The organism is Hafnia psychrotolerans (genome assembly GCF_014639435.1).
GTDB classification, from domain to species: Bacteria; Pseudomonadota; Gammaproteobacteria; order Enterobacterales; family Enterobacteriaceae; genus Ewingella; species Ewingella psychrotolerans.
On sequence record NZ_BMFZ01000006.1, the window covers coordinates 231859 to 250138 of the forward strand.

At 49.3% G+C, this 18280-nt stretch carries 16 protein-coding genes; 9 read left to right on the forward strand and 7 right to left on the reverse strand.

Annotated elements, in window-relative coordinates:
- The first annotated feature begins 103 nt into the window (after window positions 1–103).
- From IEV89_RS12900 to IEV89_RS12910, 3 genes are all read left to right on the forward strand, one after another.
- Complete coding sequence (locus tag IEV89_RS12900; protein ID WP_188473923.1) at window positions 104–1453, forward strand: type II toxin-antitoxin system HipA family toxin; 1350 nt, start codon at window positions 104–106, stop codon at window positions 1451–1453.
- Window positions 1450–1929, forward strand: a complete 480-nt coding sequence (locus IEV89_RS12905) for a helix-turn-helix domain-containing protein (protein WP_229746465.1) — start codon at window positions 1450–1452, stop codon at window positions 1927–1929. The genes IEV89_RS12900 and IEV89_RS12905 overlap by 4 nt, the downstream gene beginning before the upstream one ends.
- A gap of 338 nt (window positions 1930–2267) precedes the next feature.
- The gene (locus tag IEV89_RS12910; RefSeq protein WP_188473925.1) at window positions 2268–3998 is read left to right on the forward strand and encodes an ABC-F family ATP-binding cassette domain-containing protein; all 1731 of its coding nucleotides are present in this window, start codon (window positions 2268–2270) and stop codon (window positions 3996–3998) included.
- 144 nt (window positions 3999–4142) lie between these two features.
- Here the strand turns inward: IEV89_RS12910 and IEV89_RS12915 are convergent, their stop codons facing one another.
- Window positions 4143–4847 (reverse strand): SDR family oxidoreductase, encoded by a 705-nt coding sequence (locus tag IEV89_RS12915; RefSeq protein WP_229746466.1) that lies wholly within the window; start codon window positions 4845–4847, stop codon window positions 4143–4145.
- Window positions 4848–4962: 115 nt separating this feature from the next.
- Between IEV89_RS12915 and IEV89_RS12920 the strand changes: the two genes are divergently transcribed.
- The 3 genes from IEV89_RS12920 to IEV89_RS12930 all read left to right on the forward strand — a co-directional run bounded on the left by IEV89_RS12920 (window position 4963) and on the right by IEV89_RS12930 (window position 8380).
- Entirely contained in the window at window positions 4963–5418 is a 456-nt protein-coding gene (locus IEV89_RS12920; RefSeq protein WP_188473926.1) for a MarR family winged helix-turn-helix transcriptional regulator, read from the forward strand.
- Between the two features lie 275 nt (window positions 5419–5693).
- Window positions 5694–6077 (forward strand): YebF family protein, encoded by a 384-nt coding sequence (locus tag IEV89_RS12925; protein WP_229746467.1) that lies wholly within the window; start codon window positions 5694–5696, stop codon window positions 6075–6077.
- A 227-nt stretch (window positions 6078–6304) separates the two neighbouring features.
- The gene (locus IEV89_RS12930) at window positions 6305–8380 is read left to right on the forward strand and encodes a TonB-dependent siderophore receptor (RefSeq protein ID WP_373283385.1); all 2076 of its coding nucleotides are present in this window, start codon (window positions 6305–6307) and stop codon (window positions 8378–8380) included.
- A gap of 59 nt (window positions 8381–8439) precedes the next feature.
- Here the strand turns inward: IEV89_RS12930 and IEV89_RS12935 are convergent, their stop codons facing one another.
- Window positions 8440–9549 (reverse strand): ABC transporter substrate-binding protein, encoded by a 1110-nt coding sequence (locus tag IEV89_RS12935; protein WP_188473927.1) that lies wholly within the window; start codon window positions 9547–9549, stop codon window positions 8440–8442.
- Between the two features lie 46 nt (window positions 9550–9595).
- Window positions 9596–10150 carry a GNAT family N-acetyltransferase gene (locus IEV89_RS12940; RefSeq protein WP_229746468.1) on the reverse strand — a complete coding sequence of 185 codons (555 nt, stop codon included), beginning with the start codon at window positions 10148–10150 and terminating at the stop codon, window positions 9596–9598.
- A gap of 244 nt (window positions 10151–10394) precedes the next feature.
- Between IEV89_RS12940 and IEV89_RS12945 the strand changes: the two genes are divergently transcribed.
- Window positions 10395–10661 (forward strand): YjbD family protein, encoded by a 267-nt coding sequence (locus tag IEV89_RS12945; RefSeq protein WP_188473928.1) that lies wholly within the window; start codon window positions 10395–10397, stop codon window positions 10659–10661.
- Between the two features lie 61 nt (window positions 10662–10722).
- Here IEV89_RS12945 and bioD read toward each other — a convergent pair whose 3' ends face one another.
- The 3 genes from bioD to IEV89_RS12960 form a co-directional block, all read right to left on the reverse strand.
- A complete protein-coding gene (bioD, locus tag IEV89_RS12950; protein WP_188473929.1) occupies window positions 10723–11403 on the reverse strand; it encodes a dethiobiotin synthase in 681 nt (226 codons plus the stop codon).
- A gap of 208 nt (window positions 11404–11611) precedes the next feature.
- Complete coding sequence (gene mlc, locus IEV89_RS12955) at window positions 11612–12832, reverse strand: sugar metabolism global transcriptional regulator Mlc (protein WP_188473930.1); 1221 nt, start codon at window positions 12830–12832, stop codon at window positions 11612–11614.
- 159 nt (window positions 12833–12991) lie between these two features.
- The gene (locus IEV89_RS12960) at window positions 12992–13891 is read right to left on the reverse strand and encodes a LysR family transcriptional regulator (RefSeq protein WP_188473931.1); all 900 of its coding nucleotides are present in this window, start codon (window positions 13889–13891) and stop codon (window positions 12992–12994) included.
- A 213-nt stretch (window positions 13892–14104) separates the two neighbouring features.
- On the opposite strand from IEV89_RS12960, the gene IEV89_RS12965 reads away from it, so the two are divergent.
- The gene (locus IEV89_RS12965) at window positions 14105–15340 is read left to right on the forward strand and encodes an MFS transporter (RefSeq protein WP_229746477.1); all 1236 of its coding nucleotides are present in this window, start codon (window positions 14105–14107) and stop codon (window positions 15338–15340) included.
- A 156-nt stretch (window positions 15341–15496) separates the two neighbouring features.
- Window positions 15497–16447, forward strand: coding sequence for a DNA replication terminus site-binding protein (gene tus, locus IEV89_RS12970; RefSeq protein WP_188473932.1), 951 nt, complete (start codon window positions 15497–15499; stop codon window positions 16445–16447).
- Between the two features lie 178 nt (window positions 16448–16625).
- Here the strand turns inward: tus and fumC are convergent, their stop codons facing one another.
- Window positions 16626–18026, reverse strand: coding sequence for a class II fumarate hydratase (fumC, locus tag IEV89_RS12975; protein WP_188473933.1), 1401 nt, complete (start codon window positions 18024–18026; stop codon window positions 16626–16628).
- Window positions 18027–18280 lie beyond the last annotated feature (254 nt).

Genomic DNA, 18280 nt, shown 5'->3' on the forward strand with positions numbered 1-18280 from the left:
CAACGTTTAACACCAAACAACAATGAGTGATATAAGTGACAATCATTGAAAAAAAATAGCTTTACGCGTAATATTTTACGCATAAACCATTTAGGAGGCTTATATGGAAGAGTTAACGTTGCAGGCTTTCCTGAGTAATCAATGGACGGATATTGCTCGTATTACATTTCCCGAAAGTGAACAAAACGATTACCGCATCACAGAAGTAGACTATCAATCTGAGTATGCAATAGACAATCTTGATCTTGATGATAACCATGCAGTTTCACTCAATCATCCGGTGTCTCTTTTCTTTGAGAATGGTGGGCATCACGGCTGGATGAGGTTTCTTGATGACATCATTCCTAGTGGAGCCAGCAGACGCTATTGGGAAAAATATCTCGATCTTGAAGGGCTTACCCCGGATCAGAAGAATTTCGTGATACTGAAATATGGCACCATATCTCCTGTCGGTAACCTAAGAATTAAAGAATCACTGCCAGAATTCAATCCATTGGCTGAAACGCTTTTCTTCTCAGTCGATGATGTTAAAAACAGAGCCGGCGATTTTCTGGATTATGCTCAGCTACGGGGAGCAGCAGCCGGTGGGGCAACAGGTGCGGGAGGAGAGGCACCCAAGCTATTGCTGCGCTATGGGGGAGAACAACGTATATGGATCGATACCTACCAACATAACCTTGCTAACCGAGACATTCATTATCTCGTCAAGTATCCACGCGGAACACGTAGTGAGGTCGACTGCAATATCTTGAGGGCTGAGTTTCATTACTATCAGGAACTGGCAGAGATGGGCTTTGAAACCATCCCGACCCAAGATATGCGTCTGGAGGAAGGTTTGTATTACCCTTCCCTGTGGTTGCCACGCTTTGATGTCTCTTTCGAAAATAACACCCACGTTAAGCGGTTTGGCCTCGAGTCTGTCTACTCCATCCTGAGAAAAGCGCCGGGTGTTACGCTATATCATGAAGAAACCATCAGGAGCCTGGTCGAAAAAATTACGCAAAGCAACATGGTAAAAATACAAGGTTTTCAATTTGATACGGCGGCTTTTGTCATCGAATGGGTACGCCGTGATTTGCTTAATATTATTTTTGGCAATAGTGATAATCATGGGCGAAATACATCCTTCCTAAAGGATGTAAACAGCATAAAACTGGCACCTATTTACGATTTTGCCCCCATGAAAGCGGATCCGGAAGGCATAACGAGAACGATAAAATGGGCTCAGCCCATAGAGATTGGCGGTGAATATGATTTCATTAAAATTTCCCAGGCACTTGCCGATCTTGTCCCGGCAGAAGTGTTGTTGCAGGCGCTCAGAGAGACAGCTCAACAATTACTGGGCCTGAAAGAAAGATTGGTAAAAAGAGGGGTTCCAGAACAAATCATTACGATGCCTGCGATAGGTTTTCACTTTATTCAGGAAAAACTCAACAGGTGGGGTTTGCTATGAAAAATCAAGAAAATATGACTAATCCCGTCAGCGAAACCATCAAGGAAATTCGAGAAAAACAAAATGCCATGCAAAATCCTGCTAGCTTACAAGCCATAGTTCCAGACAAATCAGGCTCTCCGGCTTTAGCGGACAAACCATCGCGTAAAAGAGTTTCAAAAACAGCCAAACCAGCCAGCATGCAAGAAAGGCAGTTGGCAATGAATACCATTATCAGAAAGTTGTTACTTGGCGATATCACTCAGGGTCAGGCCTTAAAAACATTAAGGTCAGATGTTCTTGGATTACAACAAGATGCTTTTGCAAGCATGGTGACAGTGTCACGTAAAACGTTGTCTGAAGTAGAAAATGACCGTGGTAATTACACGTCTGAGATAATCAATAAGCTCTTCAAACCCTTCGGGCTTAAAGTGGGGTTAGTCCCGACCTCTCGACATCGGCTCGCCAGCATATTTAAAGAAGGCAAGCCAGAATAAATGTGCTTGAAAATGGGTACGATGGAATTGATCCAGTAAGATTTGGAAGAGGCGTCACTTTTTCATCCCTATTGGCACAATCCCAGAATTGCCAATATAATCTGTTCACTCATTCACCTACGTTCTATTAAGGAGGATTGCCATGTTGACCCGTGAATTGTTTTTAGTTTCACTCGTCCTTAGCGATCGTCACTGCTCAAGCGTTACCGGTATCGTGCTGCGATAACCTGCTTGAGCGAAGCTATCTGACAATCTGAGTACTTCCCTCCGGCTTACCGGTTATCGTCGGCTTTATTGACGAGAGGCATTTCTATGCCTGTAAACCTTGAGTAAGCACTATGACTTTACTATCTGCACAATCTCTTTGTTTTGATAATCCCTTCGGCCCACTGCTGGCTGAAATCTCCTTTGGCCTGAAAAAAGGCGACCGCATCGGGCTCATCGGCCATAACGGCTGCGGTAAAAGTACCCTACTGAAAATCCTCAGTGGCGAGCTCGATGCCACTTCTGGCACCCTCACTTTGTCAAACCAGTGTCTGATGGCTCGGGTTGAACAGCATCTGCCTGGTGAGCTGAATGATTGCACACTGCTTGACGCGGTGCTCAACGCTCTGCCGGACAGTTTGCATCAACCCGAGCGCTGGCAAGCCGAAGTGCTGTTGGTCAGCCTGGGTTTTGATGAAGTGGCCTGGACGTTGACCGCGGGGACTCTCAGCGGCGGGCAGCACACACGCCTGCTGTTGGCTCGTGCGCTGATCCGTCAGCCGGATTTACTGCTGCTGGATGAACCCAGTAACCATTTGGATCTGCCAACGTTGCTGTGGCTTGAGCAGTTTCTTCAACACTGGAGCGGCAGCTTTGTGCTGGTGTCCCACGACCGCAGCCTGCTGGATAACGTCACCAACTGCACCTGGATTTTGCGCGACAAGACGCTGCAATTTATCCGCTTACCCTGCACGCTGGCGAGGCAGGCCCTGGCGGAAAGCGATATCGCTGATGCCCACCGCCGTCAGACCGAGCAAAAGGAGATTGATCGGGTGGCAAAAAGCGCCAAACGGTTGGCAATCTGGGGCAGCGTCTACGACAACGAAAAGCTGTCACGCAAGGCCAAGCAGATGGAGAAACAGGTCAACCGGATGAAGGATGACCAGACTGAGGTTACCGTCGGGAATCTGTGGACGTTGCGCCTGAATGGCGAATCATTACCGGCCGACCGCGTACTGGCGATGTCCGCCTTGCAGATACGGCCTGCGCCAGATGCGCCAGTGCTGTTTGAACTGGGTGAGTTGCAGGTAAAAAGCGGTGATCGTGTGGCATTGGTCGGCCGTAACGGCTGCGGAAAATCGTCACTCCTGCAGAGCTTATGGCGGGCGTTCTGCCAGTCAAAAAGTCCTGAACCGGGCGTGGTATTCCATCCGAAAGTGCGTGTGGGTTACTACGATCAGAGCCTGCAGCAGTTACGAGATGAGGACAGATTAAGCGAGGCGCTCGCGACATTTGCACCGCTGACGGAAGAGCAGCGGAAAATGGCACTGATTGGTGCCGGCTTCCCTTATGTCCGCCATCAGCAAAAAGTGAGCACGTTGAGCGGCGGTGAGCGGTCACGGTTACTGTTTATTGGCCTGACGCTGGCCAACTATTCGCTACTGCTGCTTGATGAGCCGACCAACCACCTGGATATGGAAGGTAAAGAGGCGTTGAGGGACACGCTGAAGACGTTCAGCGGTGCGGTGCTGCTGGTGTCGCATGACCGTTCTCTGATTGAGCAAAGCTGTAATCGTTTCTGGTTAATCGATAAATGTCGGTTGCAGGAGTGGCACTCGCTGGCACCGGTGTATCTGACTCTGGCTGATGTTCCGGCTCCCGCTAAGGTGACAACATCAAGGCAATATGGAGGAGCAATGATATTGCCGGAAACAGAAGAGGAACGCCTGCTGGCGACGCTGTTGGAGCTGGAAAGTAAGCTGGAAGAGGATCTGGCACGTAAAGTCAGGCACCAGAAGCCAGAATTGCAACACCAGTGGCAGCAACAAATTGCTCAGCTCAGCGTGCTGCTAGGTTTGCGCTAAACGTATTTTTGGCTATTCCCAATACGTTAGTTATCAAGCCAGGCTACGGCTGTTAGGCCAAATCCCGGTGACGTGCTAATAAAGTGAAACGGCGGCCTTTCTGACTTCATCGTAGATTGATTTTCAGAAAGGCCGCCTCAGCCATTACTGGCTTACCGCATCACGAATCGGTGTATCACCACCGCGCAATTCCCACTGTTGTCCGATAGCATTTGGTGTCTGCAATACTGCCACCACAACCAGGGCGACATCTTCGCGTGTCACGTCCCCCCGACCGGCATTCGGTGACAGCGTCACTAATCCTGTTGCCGGTACATCAGTCAGCGGGCCAGGACGAAGAATAGTCCAGTCCAGCTCACTCTTACGTAATTCAATGTCGGCATCCCGTTTCGCTTCAATATAGGCTTTCCAGACGGGATCTGTGTCGGGCTTAATCGGGTTATCAACACCGATGGCAGAAATTTGCACGTAGCGGCGAACACCGGCTTGTTGCGCTGCCTGAGCCAGTAAGACTGAACCGGCATAATCAACACTGCGTTTGCGTTCAGCACTGGAACCTCCACCGGCTCCGGCGGCAAAGACCACAGCGTCAGCACCTTGCAGGCCGGTTGCCAACTGCTCAGCGGTACTGTTTTCGATATCCAGCAGCAGTGGCTCAGCACCGAGTTTTCTCATAGTGGGCACTTGTGCTTCTTTACGCACGATACCGATAGCGTCCATTCCCTGAGCAATCAGGTGTTTGATGATAAGTTGGCCGATCTGTCCATGTGCACCGACTATTGCGACCTTGGTCATAAATCCTCCAATATTATTGACGTCTTTTAGCATATCGAGCGTTAACTCTAGCACAGGGTTTTCCCGGTTGTTTTCTCACTCAAGGATCGTCCTTGATGGGAACCAAGCAAAACGTGCTACCCTAAGCGCCATAATTATTGCTGTTTGAAACTATTAACGAGAGGATCCTGTGACTACCTCCAGCCGCCCTGAAGCCCACTCCCCGACCCTGCGTTTTTTACCTGAAACCATTCATATCGGTCGCCAGCTGCGCACGTATTGTGATGCACGTTTTAAAACCATCGGTCTGACGTTGGCCCGCGGCCAGGTGTTGCTGCACCTTGAGGAAGCCAAAGGCCGTTTACCCCAGGGCGAACTGACCGCATTGCTGGAAGTGGAGCATCCTACCGCCATTCGTCTGTTTGATAGTTTGCAGGCGCTGGGCTATCTGGAACGCTGCCCAGGCGAGCCAGATCGGCGTTCGAAAGATATTGTGCTCACCGATGCCGGTATGGCGCTGGCTAATGAGGTGCGTGCAATCACTGATGAGATCCTGAGCCGCGTGATGAAGGGGATTCCCGAAGAAGACGTGGCTGTAGCGCGTCAGGTTATGGCGAATATCGCTTCAACGTTAGCGGCCTTATAGCTCAGCCGCGTTCTGTGAATGTCATGGTGGGGGTGAGGAGATGACGTTTTATAAATCACCCGCCCCGTTTTTCAGTAGGTTGGCAGCAAAAGCAGGCCCATCGCGCCCAGCCCGAGTACGGCGACTGTGGGTTGTTGACTCATAAAAATCTCCTGAGGGTAATGTGCAAATGGATCATCGAACGTCTTCTATCGTAACATGCACCTTTATGGCGTCATGATTTACATCATTAACAACTCAGTCTAAATATCGATACAGGCTGATCAGGAGAGAACGTGGTCGGAAATAAGAGCAAAGTGATACTGATTGGCATGATTTCAGCCATTTTTATTGCCATGGTGGTGATGTTAGGTTCGGTTTACGTCTATCCAATGTGGATGCAGCGCACTACACCACAGGCATGTGCCAGTATCACGCCGCAGAATGCCATCGACAGTGTAACGGCTGACTTCATGCAAAAACGCATTCCTAACTGGGGCAATGATAAAGATCATATCGGTACCTCCGTGCCGGTGCTGACGTTCATCAGTGAAAATGTCAACGAAGATCAGGGAACTTACCGCGTACCTTTCTCCGCCAAAGGCCCGGATGGTAAACTGCATTACGTGGGGAATTTTAACTGTACGAATCATTACATTAAGTATTCGACCGTCGACTAACTTCAGGCAGTCCTGGGCGGTGTGGGCCGATGCCCACAACTTTTAGTTTGAATTTAAATTCAACAATTTGCCCAGGATTTTCTAAAAATCCGAAATTTCACTTCACATCACACAGATCTTAACTAGAATGCAAACCGTTATCATTTGCATTTTCAGGGAAAGTTCACGTGTCTATTAAAAAAAATAACAATATCGCCACAAGCGGGTTGAAAAAATCCGTACTGGCGCTGGCAATACTGCACTGCTCACCGCTGCTGGCGGCCAGTGAACTCCCCGCACAGGGCGACACATTGACCGTCACCGCGGACGGCAACTCTGCTTATAGCACGGACTACAGCGCCAGCCAGTCCTCTACCGCCAGTAAAAGTAATACGCCGCTTAATGAAACGCCACAGTCGGTCAGCGTAGTGACATCATCGATGATCAACGACTATCAGGTCACGTCACTTGATGATGCCATGAAATTTGTCAGCGGAGTGACCCAAGGCAATACGCTGGGTGGCATTGAAGATGGCTTCGTAAAACGTGGTTTTGGCTCCAACAGTGATGGGTCCATCCTGCTTGATGGGGTACGCAGTAATCAGGGATTGGGATTTAACGCCACAACCGACCATGTTGAAGTACTGAAAGGATCTGCGTCGCTGCTTTACGGTATCCAGAACCCAGGTGGTGTGATCAATATCATCAGTAAAAAACCGCAATATGATTGGAATACGCAGGTAAGCGGTAGCACAGGTGGCTTTGGCGGCGGCAGCGGTGCGATTGACGTGACGGGCCCACTGGGCAATGGTTTTGCTTTTCGCATGATCGCCGAAAGGCAGTCTAAGGATTACTGGCGCAACTTCGGTAAAGATCAGCACACCCTCATCGCCCCTTCCCTCAGCTGGTTTGGTGATAAAGCCAGTTTCAATATCAGTTATCAGGAGTACAAATACGATATTCCTTATGATCGAGGCATCGCTTTTATTAACGGCAAACCGATTGATATTCCCTATGACCGCCGCATTGACGATCACGCGAATCACGCCTGGGGGAAAAATAAACGCCTGAATACTACCTGGGAATACGAACTGAGTCCTGAGTGGAAAACACGTCTGACCTACGCCTGGATGCAGCGCCGCTATGACAGTAACGAAGTCCGCGCGACGGCGATTGATACCACAACCGGGGCGGTGTCACGCCGTGCGGATGCCAACCGCGGCTTCAACCACCAGACGGATTACACCGCCTGGGACTGGATAGGTAATCCGAAAATCTTCAACATGACGCATGACCTGTTGCTGGGAGTGGATTACGAAAAGAACCAAACTTACAAGCAGTACTCTTATCGTGGAAAGGTAAACAGCCAGTTCAACATGTATGACCCGGTGTATGGTACATCGCCGGTGACTGATAGCAGCACCTATAGCGATAAACAGAGTAATGTACGTAACACGCTGTATAACAAATCTGTGTATTTCAAAGATAGCATTCATCTTACTGATCAATGGATTGGGGTGATCGGTGCCCGTTACCAGCATTACAACCAGAAAGCCTCATACGGGTTTGTGGATCCGACTCAGAGTCTGGATGACACCGACAATAAGTTCCTGCCACAGCTGGGGCTAGTCTATAAGCTGACGGAAGATTTGTCGTTTTATGGTAATTTCAGCCGCTCGTTTACTCCGTCAACCGACACCGATGATGATGGCAATGTATCGAAGCCAGAGCTGGGCACCACTTATGAAGTGGGCACGAAGTGGCAGGTCACGCCGCGCATTAATGCCACACTGGCACTGTATCGCATTGATGAAAAAGACATGTCAGTGTTTATCAATGGTGTCACGCGCAGTATTCCAAAAGCACGTTCGACCGGGGCTGAACTGGAAGTGAATGGTGAGGTAGCTACCGACTGGAACATCAGCGCCAATTACAGCTATGACAAAACCGAAATCACCGAAGATAATGTAAACCCAGATAACATCGGTAACCGCTTGGTGAATGCGCCGACACAGATGGGTAGCCTGTATCTAAGCCACACGTTGCGCTGGGTACCCGTTCCCGGTGATGTCCGTATCGGCGGCGGTGCTCGTTACGTCGGTAGCCGTGCGGGGGATCCGGAAAACAGTTTCACCATGCCATCCTATACCGTTGCCGATGCCTTTATTGCCTGGGATAGCCCGCTGTTAGGTAAACATACTCAACTGAAGTTGAACATTAATAACCTATTTGATAAGGAATATTACTCATCGAGCGCGGGTAATCTTCGCGTCATCGAAGGTGAGCCTCGCAATGTGGTGCTTTCCGCCGTGGTCGATTTTTAAAACCAGAATGTCATCATGGGGCAAGGATGGTTTAGGGCGCAGCGTGCTGCGCCCTTTTCTTATTTAAGTGGAGTCCAAAAGGTACCGCTGAACGGAATAGGCAAGAATTGCGCATAGAGATCTTTTACCGTTTGCTGGGGATCGACATCGGCAAACAATTGCGGGTAAAGCGCTTTAGCAAACACTTCGACATCAACAACATGGTATGGACTGAGATAGAAGTTATGCCACACCGCATAGGCGCGCCCTTCCCTAACCGCCGTTAAATTTGAGAGCAGCGACTGTTTGTCCATCACCTGACGGAAACTCACCTGCGCCTGCTTCGCGGAGACCAAAGGCCCCAGGATGATTTGTGCCCCAGCTTTACCGTCCGGACTGCCCATGCCCGTGCTGATATAGACATCAGGGTTAGCGGCAATAACCGCTTCAGGATTCATCTCACCGTAGACACTCTTAAATGCGCCTCCCGCGATGTTATCTCCGCCAGCGAAACTGAGTAAGTCGGCCAGATTGCCGTGGGAAACCGTGGTGCAGCAGCTTTCACGACGACCAGGTTGCAGTTGCAGCATCACGCGGGTTTTCTTGCCGTGGTACTGCGCGATACGTTGCTTAACTCGGTCCATATGTTGTTGGTAGAAAGCGATAAACCGTGCCGCTTTTTGCGGGTTGTTCAGCACGTCTCCTAACAGTTTGACACTTGGCACCGTGTTGTTGATCTGATCGACGCGCAAATCGACATAAATCACCGGGATCCCTGCGCGGGTGAGGCTGTCCAGCATCTGGTCGTGATCCGACGGTTGTTTAGCGTAGCGCGGAAGAATGACTAAATCCGGTTTCAGTGCGATGACTTTCTCCGGGTTCATCTGGGTGAAATTGTTTTTACCAAACTGGGGGATGTCAGCAATTGAGGGAAACGCCTTGATATACAGCTGCCAGCTTTGCGGGTCGAGGTTTTGCATATCACCCGGCCAACCCACCACGTTCCTGGCAGGATCACCGTCTCGTATCAGACTCAACGTATAGAGCATACGGCTTTCGCCGAGCACAATACGTTGAGGATTATCCGGAACGACAACGGTACGGTCAGACAGGTCAACAACCGTTTTGGCCTGCGCCAACCCCGTGAACATCAGGCTGGCAAGTAACAACATCCGGCAAGAAATACGCATAACGTCTCAAAATCCAATAAACGGATCGAAATGATAGTGATTATCGTTAATTACTGCAATTGCCAGGTAGTGTAACATCGCCGTCTCCCAACTCCAGTTGCATCAGTACGGTGTCGATCCAGAGGCCATGTTTGAAGCCGACGCTTTTCAACGTACCGATGATCTTAAAACCCAGTGACTCATGCAGTCCAATTGACCCATAATTAGCGCTGTTACCCACGTTGGCAATCATCTGACGCCAGCCGCCATGCGTCGCCCGTTTTATCACTTCCTGCATCAACCGTTTGCCAATTCCCTGACCCTGCTGATCTTCGCTGATATATACCGAACTTTCGCAGGTAAAACGGTAGGCATAGCGAGGTCGGTAAGCCGCAAGATAGCTGTAACCCAACACCTGGTCATCGCATTTAGCGACCAGATACGGCAGGCCTTTATCAAGGATATTTTCACGTCTTGAGAGCATTTCAGCCAACGTTGGCGGTTCGGTTTCAAAAGAGGCAATTCCGTGGATCACATGATGGGCGTAAATCTGCTGAATTTGCGCCATATCAGCAATGCTTGCATCGTAAAGCATGATGGTTTCAGGCGATAAAACAGACATATTCTTTCTCTCTTCAATGGATGGGGTTGAGTTATTAACGAAAGAATATTCCTGAGCCAGGAAATTGAATAATAAGTAAAACTTATTGCTGGCGGTTTTTATCGAATGGCGGTTGAGATGTGCTCAATAATAAATCGCTTTGCCGGGTTTTAGTACCCAGTTTGTGGATTAACGCGTTATCTCTGAGTTTTTTGTGCGAAAACGGCTACAATGGAGGACACTTTCCTCACACGGATGCCCGTAAATGAAAAGATTGACTCAGCAAGATATGACGGAAAGCGAACAGCGCGAGCTTAAAACGCTGATCGACCAGAGCCGCAAAGCTCAGGGGCGCGACCTGACTAACTCAGAAACCAACAGGATCAAAGACAACTACATCGACAAACTCATGGAAGAGAAAGAGAAAGTTGCCGCCAAAGCCCGTGCAGAAAAACGTCGTGCGAAAGCTGTTCCAAGTACGTCCGCGACCTATGACTGGACCGCCAGAACGCATCCACGTGGCCGTCGTTAAGAGATTCAAAATAGGCTCGGCATTAAGCTGAGCCTCTCCACTTTATATTCAACGCTTTTGCTTATTGCTCATTTTTGACATGTAAAAGTGACAAATCAATATATTTCGCCATATCACGGGATTCCGCACGCGGTAAATAGGGGATTTCACCGAGCAACGGCGCAGGAATATTATTACCAATGGCGTCAATCGTTTCCTGATAGTGAGCAAGGCACGGATTAATACGGTTCGCTACCCAACCAGCCAAAGGCAAGCCATCGGTAATAATCGCCTGAGCACTTAATAATGCATGGCTGACACAGCCTTCCTGAATACCCACCACCAAGATGACAGGTATATTCTGCTGGCGAACCCAATCGGAATAAAAACGATTCGGTGTGATCAATGTTTTCCAGCCATCACAGCCTTCAACGACCACAGCATCCCCACCTTCAAGCATGAAATTTAAACCTGACGTCATTATTTCAAAAATATTCTCAGGGATATCACTAACGTAAATATCTTCATCTAATAAAGCTAAAGGTGTTATTTTTTCGTAAGGATAAGAAATAGTTGAGGAGTTTTGCAGCGTTACCGCATCTTTATTTCGGATACCGTCAGCCAACTCCTGGCTTCCTGTGGCGACAGGTTTATAACCCAATGCACATTTACCTTGCGCTGCCATGGCCTGAAGCAAAGCGCGAGTCACGATGGTTTTACCTACACGAGCATCCGTGCCCGTGACGAAAAAGTGCGTTAACATGAAATTAAGGCTCCGGGATCTCTACGCTTAACTAAGGAATTGTCTCCGACTGGTGGGTCTGAGACAGAATGACAGGTTGAAAGTCTAGGCGATAGGATACGAGCGCGATTTGCGTTAGCGCAATGTTTTGGTCACTGAGAGGAATAATTAACAAATAAGATTTTTATTACTTTAATAATAAATCAAACCTGTTAATTCATGACGATAATTAACCCTGCAATAATGTAATTAACAGTGAGCCATTATACAGTGCATCTTTGACTAATGCGGCACCCGGCATGGTTCCTTTGTTATAGAATTCTGTCGGTTCCAGCTTGATATTTTCACTATAAGAAGGCAGCGATTGTTGTTGAATACAGGACATAATGGCGGGATGAAGGATCTCTTTGGCAGAATTTAGCGGTGATCCAATCAAGACTTTTTCAGGATTAAATAAATTCACCATGATCGCCAGTATTCGCCCCACACTATGGCCGACACTGACTATCACATCACGAGCCAGTTGATCACCTTGGTTGGCAGCATCACACAAGGCTTCCACAGTCAGCGGTATTCCCTGTAAACGAGAACCGGTGGCAGTCGATAGACGCTGACGAACCAGGTCAAGAATGTTGTTTATACTGGCCACCGTTTCCAGACAACCATGGTTACCGCAGTAACAACGCTTGCCGTAAGGGTCAACCTGAGTGTGGCCAATCTCCACCACACTGCTGCTGCCTGCGTGCAAAACACGCCCACCGGTGATGACTCCGGCTCCAACATTGTGGTCAATCACGACCTGAATGACATTCTTACAGCCTCGGGATGCGCCGTACAGTGCCTCCGCCATGGTCCATGCCCCAATGTCATGCTGCACAAAAACAGGCAAACCAGTATGCGCACCTAATGTACTACCCAGCGGCATTTCATTGACGTCAGAATAAAATGGCATACGGTGAACAATCCCAGCGCGCGCGTTAATCATGCCGGGTAACGTGATGGCGATCGCCGTGAGGCGTTCAAGCTTGTTCTGATAACGGATAAAAAATTGATCAATTTCGCTGAGAATGCGATCAAGCAGAGGTAACTCGGCCTCTGCGGGAAGCGGCAACACGTCTTCAACCACTAGTTTACTGCTGAGATCGCGCAAACCAAGGGTAATAAAGCCCAGACTGATACGTGCAGAAAGGTAATGCCAGGCTTCCGTATCCAGCATCAGGCCAATAGCAGGACGCCCACGGCTACCTGGGTCCTGAAACTCCGTTTCCTGAACCAGGTTGGCCTGTAACAGTTCACGGACAATTTTGGTAATACTGGCGGGAGCAAGCTGTGCTTTTTTTGACAGCTCGATACGCGAAACTGGCCCAAACTGATCAATCAGCCGGTAAACAACACCGATATTGGTTTGCTTAATTTGATCAATGTGTCCGGGTTGCCCATCAGGGTTCACAGGAAAAACTCCGTTATTTTTCGCGCTTCAAAATAAAGATTAATGGTTATGTTGAGGTTTTTGCTATATGTCGTCAACTATTTGATTCGTTATGTGATTTGGTGCACATATTGATCGAAAACTTGATAGCAATTGATTGGAAAAACAGCAACTCCATGGTTATTCCTCCTGCATCATTAATTCCATAAATGCTTTCGCCGGAGCACCAACAGGCCGATAACGATGATTCACCATCCAAACCTGTGTGGTGCCCTGCTGTTTTCCGAAACGTAAATAGCGCACGCCATCCACCTGAATTCGCAGATAGGATGCGGGTAAAATCGAGACGCCGAGCCCGGCAGAGACGAGCCCGATGATAGTCAACGGTTCCCCAACTTCTTGGGTAATAAACGGTGTTATCCCCTGTGAGCTCAGCAGCATGCGAATATCATCATAGAGAGACGTCCCGGCATCTTTTGAGAAGAATACAAACGGCTGGTCCGCCAGATGATGAAAGGTCAGCTCGCCTTCTGGCAAATTCACCAGCGGGTTATCTTCGTGAACGACAGCCACCAAAGGCTCTGAGAGTAACAGTTGGTGATGCAACGTCTCGGGCAACTGCCGGTTACGCATCACCCCCAGATCAATTCGGCCCTCAAGCAAGGGTTCTATTTGCTGGGTGCTGTTCATCTCTTCAATACGGATATTCACTTCCGGATATAAGAGGTGAAAGTGTTGGATGGTACGTTGGACACGGCGCAGAAAAGGCGCCGACGAGGTCAAACCGAGTGTGAGGCTACCGGCTTCACCGCGGTGGATTTTTGCGGCCTGGAGCGATGCATCATTGACACGCCCAATAATCTGTCGAGCCTCTTTGAGAAATATCTCCCCAGCATGCGTCAGACTCACATTGCGGTTATTACGGTTAAGTAATTGAGCGCCAATGTGAGCTTCCAGCGCCTGAATCTGCTGACTGAGCGGTGGCTGTGAAATATGTAGCCTTTCTGCCGCCCGGCCAAAATGTAGCTCTTCAGCAACAGCAATGAAATAACGTAAATGGCGCAGTTCGAGGTGGTTCATAATGTGGATTGATATCTTAAACATATTATTTTAGAGAGATTAATATATTAGACAAAATAAGTCGTCCTGTTAAAATTTTCATACATTTACAATTTTCGTGGTATGAAATACCTTCGCTAAGGATCTTCAGTGACGACCAACGGGCGTAAGTCTACAGCAACAGATTCCAGCCAACTTTCTATCAATCAGCACAATTCGGTCAATGATGACCAAATACTCTCTGTCACACCTTATTCTGCGCGGTCTAAAACGCCGTTCATCAAACGCGGTACGCGACAGTTTATTCAGGTGACACTGGCGCTGTTTTCAGCGGGTCTGGCGACATTTGCCCTGCTCTATTGCGTGCAGCCCATTTTACCCGTGCTATCTCATGACTTCGGCGTATCTCCGGCGACCAGCAGCCTGTCACTCTCGTTATCTACCGGCATGATGGCAATGGGTTTGCTGTTTACAGGGCCGGTGTCGGATGCTGTTGGGCGTAAATCGGTCATGGTTGTTGCACTAATGCTGGCAGCAGTCTGTACGCTGATTTGCGCATTTATGCAGAGTTGGAACGCCATCTTATTGATGCGCGCACTTGTCGGACTTTCTCTAAGCGGCGTGGCAGCGGTTGCTATGACGTACTTGAGTGAAGAGATCCATCCCAGCGTGGTGGCTTTCTCGATGGGGCTTTATATCAGCGGTAACTCGATCGGTGGCATGAGCGGCCGTCTGGTCAGCGGTGTGCTGACCGATTTTTTCTCATGGCGTATTGCCGTGGCCGTCATCGGATTATTTGCGCTGGCGGCGGCTATTATGTTTTGGCGGATTTTACCCCCGTCAAAACATTTTCGTGCCAGCTCGTTGAAACCGCGGAAAATGCTGATTAATTTTAAGCTGCACTGGCGTGACAAAGGATTACCGATGTTATTTGCCGAAGGTTTTTTACTGATGGGCAGCTTCGTCACTCTATTTAACTACATCGGTTACCGATTACTCAGTTCGCCCTATCATCTCAGCCAGGCGTTGGTTGGCGTGATCTCGGTGGTTTATCTGATGGGAACGTACAGTTCGCCGAAAGCCGGTGCGCTGACAGGCGTTTACGGTCGCGGCCCGGTGTTGATGGGGTCCACCGCGCTGATGTTGGTCGGGATCCTGATCACTGCATTCTCACCGGTATGGGCGATTTTCATGGGTATGATTTTAGTCACCGGTGGTTTTTTTGCTGCACACTCGGTGGCGAGCGGCTGGATTGGTTGCCGCGCCCGTCGTGCCAAAGGTCAGGCATCGTCACTCTATTTATTCTCCTACTATGCCGGTTCTAGCGTTGCCGGGACTCTGGGTGGTTATTTCTGGAAAAGTTTTGGCTGGTACGGCATAACCACATTTATCAGTTTGATGCTGGTCGTGGCGATTATCGTGGGATACCGGTTGATGCATTTGACAGAAGCTCGCAGACTTTCAGTCTAAAAGAGTCACCACCGCTGTTTCTGATACTGAGGGCCTTCGCGGCCCTTATTCCCTGCCTGACGCGACGCCACGGAATATCATGCTATCGACATAAATGAGGCGTGCACGTGGTCGTATTTTATACTAGAGTGTATGTTGTAACTAAGTGGAGACTATATGGCCCAGTATGACCTGATTGCCCGAATGAACGGGTGCTTCAACGAACTCGAACTGGCCTTGAACGATCTCAGTCGGTTCTTAAGACAGCTCGATTTATTGCAGGCCCGCGTATTCAGTCTGCCCGATATTGCTAAAGGTGAAGAACACAATCCGGCCGAACATATTCAGGTTAAAGCCCACACGGGTGAGGACGCCCACCAGCTGGCGTTACAACATTTTCAGAATCTGTTTATCCATCATCATGGCGAGAATATCAGCAGTAAATCTGCGGTTCGTTTGCCGGGAGTCCTGTGCTACGCCGTCGATGCCGCAGAGCATCAGGCTGCTTTGTTGTTGATTGAAGAGGTCAATATACTAAAAGCGGAGCTGGAACACATTGTCACCGTGGAATCTGGCCTGGCACGGGAGCAGCGTTTTGAGTTTGTGCATACCCACCTGCGCGGGTTAATCACACTGAATGCCTACCGAACGATATCTGTCCTCAATGACCCGGATTCAGTACGTTTTGGTTGGGCAAATAAGCACATTATAAAAAATGTCAGCCGTGGTGAAATTCTGGCTCAGTTGGATAAAAGTCTGAACGCCGGCCGTTCCGTTCCCCCTTACAGCCGCGATCAGTGGGCAGATAACATTACCCGCGAGATCAATGATGTTAAGCGCATTCCCGAACATGCCATCCTGAAAATCAAACGTCCGGTGAAGGTGCAGCCCATCGCCCGCGTATGGTATCGCAACAGCCAGAAACAGGTGCAACATCCCTGCCCAATGCCGCTTATCGCTTTATGCTTGAAAACACCAGCGTTTCACCCACCTAAAGTCGGTGAATTGGCAGACTACGACGCAAGCGCAGTAAAACATAAATATAAACCGGTGGCGCAGTCGCTTAATCTGCTGATCAAGCGTTTACATTTGTATACAGATTGGTCAGCGGATCAAACTTCTGTTTGATTATTCAAGACGGTATTTTGCGGTTATAACGGAAATCCCTGAAACAGAGCCATTGTGACCAGCGCAGCGGTTGTTTTAGAACAACTCGGAGACCAAAGGCCCGAGCGACTGCGGGCCTTTGGTCGGTGTGGACTGACGTCCACAACCTTGATTCAAAGGGGATTAACCTGCCCCCAGTTTACCCCTTCATGCTGCCGACCATATCTTCTGGTCGTACCCACTCGTCGAATTGAGCTTCGGTCAGGTAACCGAGCTTCAACGCGGAAGCTTTCAGAGTCAGCCCCTCTTTGTGGGCTTTCTTCGCGATTTCAGCCGCTTTGTCATAACCGATATGGGTATTAAGCGCCGTCACCAACATCAGGGACTCATTAAGCAACTGAGTGATGCGGTCACGTACCGGTTCAATACCCACCGCACAGTGCTCGTTGAAACCACGCATGCCGTCGGCCAGCAAGCGGATGGATTGCAGGAAGTTGTGGATAACCATCGGACGGAAAACGTTAAGCTCGAAGTTGCCAGAAGCACCACCGATGTTAACGGCAACGTCATTGCCTAAAACTTGCGCACACAGCATAGTCATCGCTTCACATTGGGTCGGGTTAACTTTACCCGGCATGATGGAGCTGCCTGGCTCGTTTTCTGGAATGGCGAGTTCACCGATCCCGCAACGCGGGCCAGAAGATAACCAGCGAACGTCGTTAGCAATTTTCATCAATGAGGCTGCCAGGCCTTTCAACGCGCCATGACCATGCACGAGGGCATCGCAGGTTGCCAGCGCTTCAAATTTATTCGGGGAGGTCACGAACGGCTGTTGAGTTTGTTCTGCCAGGGCTTTGGCTACGCGCACCGCATATTCCGGGTGGGTATTCAAACCGGTTCCAACCGCCGTGCCACCCAGAGCCAATTCGGCAATATGCGGGATACTGGCTTCGATATGCATCATGCTGTGTGCCAACATCGCTGCCCAGCCAGAAATCTCCTGTCCCAGTGTCAGCGGTGTAGCATCCTGCAGGTGAGTACGGCCGATTTTAACAATCCCCCTGAAAACGTCGGATTTCCCCACCAGCGTTTTATGCAACGCTTTCAATTCAGGCAACAGCGTTTCACGCAATTCAATGACTGCCGCGACATGCATGGCTGTAGGGAAGACGTCGTTAGAGCTCTGGCTCTTGTTCACATCATCATTGGGGTGAACTTTACGCCCTTCGCCGCGCTCACCACCGAGGATCTCACTCGCCCGATTAGCCAGCACTTCGTTCATATTCATATTGGTTTGCGTACCGGAACCCGTCTGCCAGATGGCCAGCGGGAACTCAGTCGGATGCTTGCCTGCCAGCACTTCATCGGCAGCAGCAATAATGGCATTGCCACGCTCAGTTGGCAGCAGGCCTAAATCCATATTCACAGAGGCTGCCGCACGCTTGGTTTGCGCCAATGCATGGATCAAAGCTTCTGGCATTTTTTCAGAAGAGATTCGGAAATGTTCGAGTGAACGCTGCGTTTGAGCGCCCCAAAGCTTATCCGAAGGTACGTCGATAGGACCCATTGAGTCTTTTTCAATGCGAGTCACTGCTGCCATTACTGTCTCCTTAGCACTCTTAAATGAACGTTTATACTCTCTTCGCCTCACGCTCCCACGCGCTGCATTCACCGGCGGCCTGATGAGTATAGTCACAGACAAAGAAACGGTATTATGCCATAGCGAAGGCATTATGGGATTTAGCGCTCATCGCACTTTTTCGTCATCTTAGTCATCAGGAGTTGATTAAACGGCTTAGGTCATTGTTTACTACGCACAGCGTTTTATTTACTTCATCCAGATATAAGTGGGAG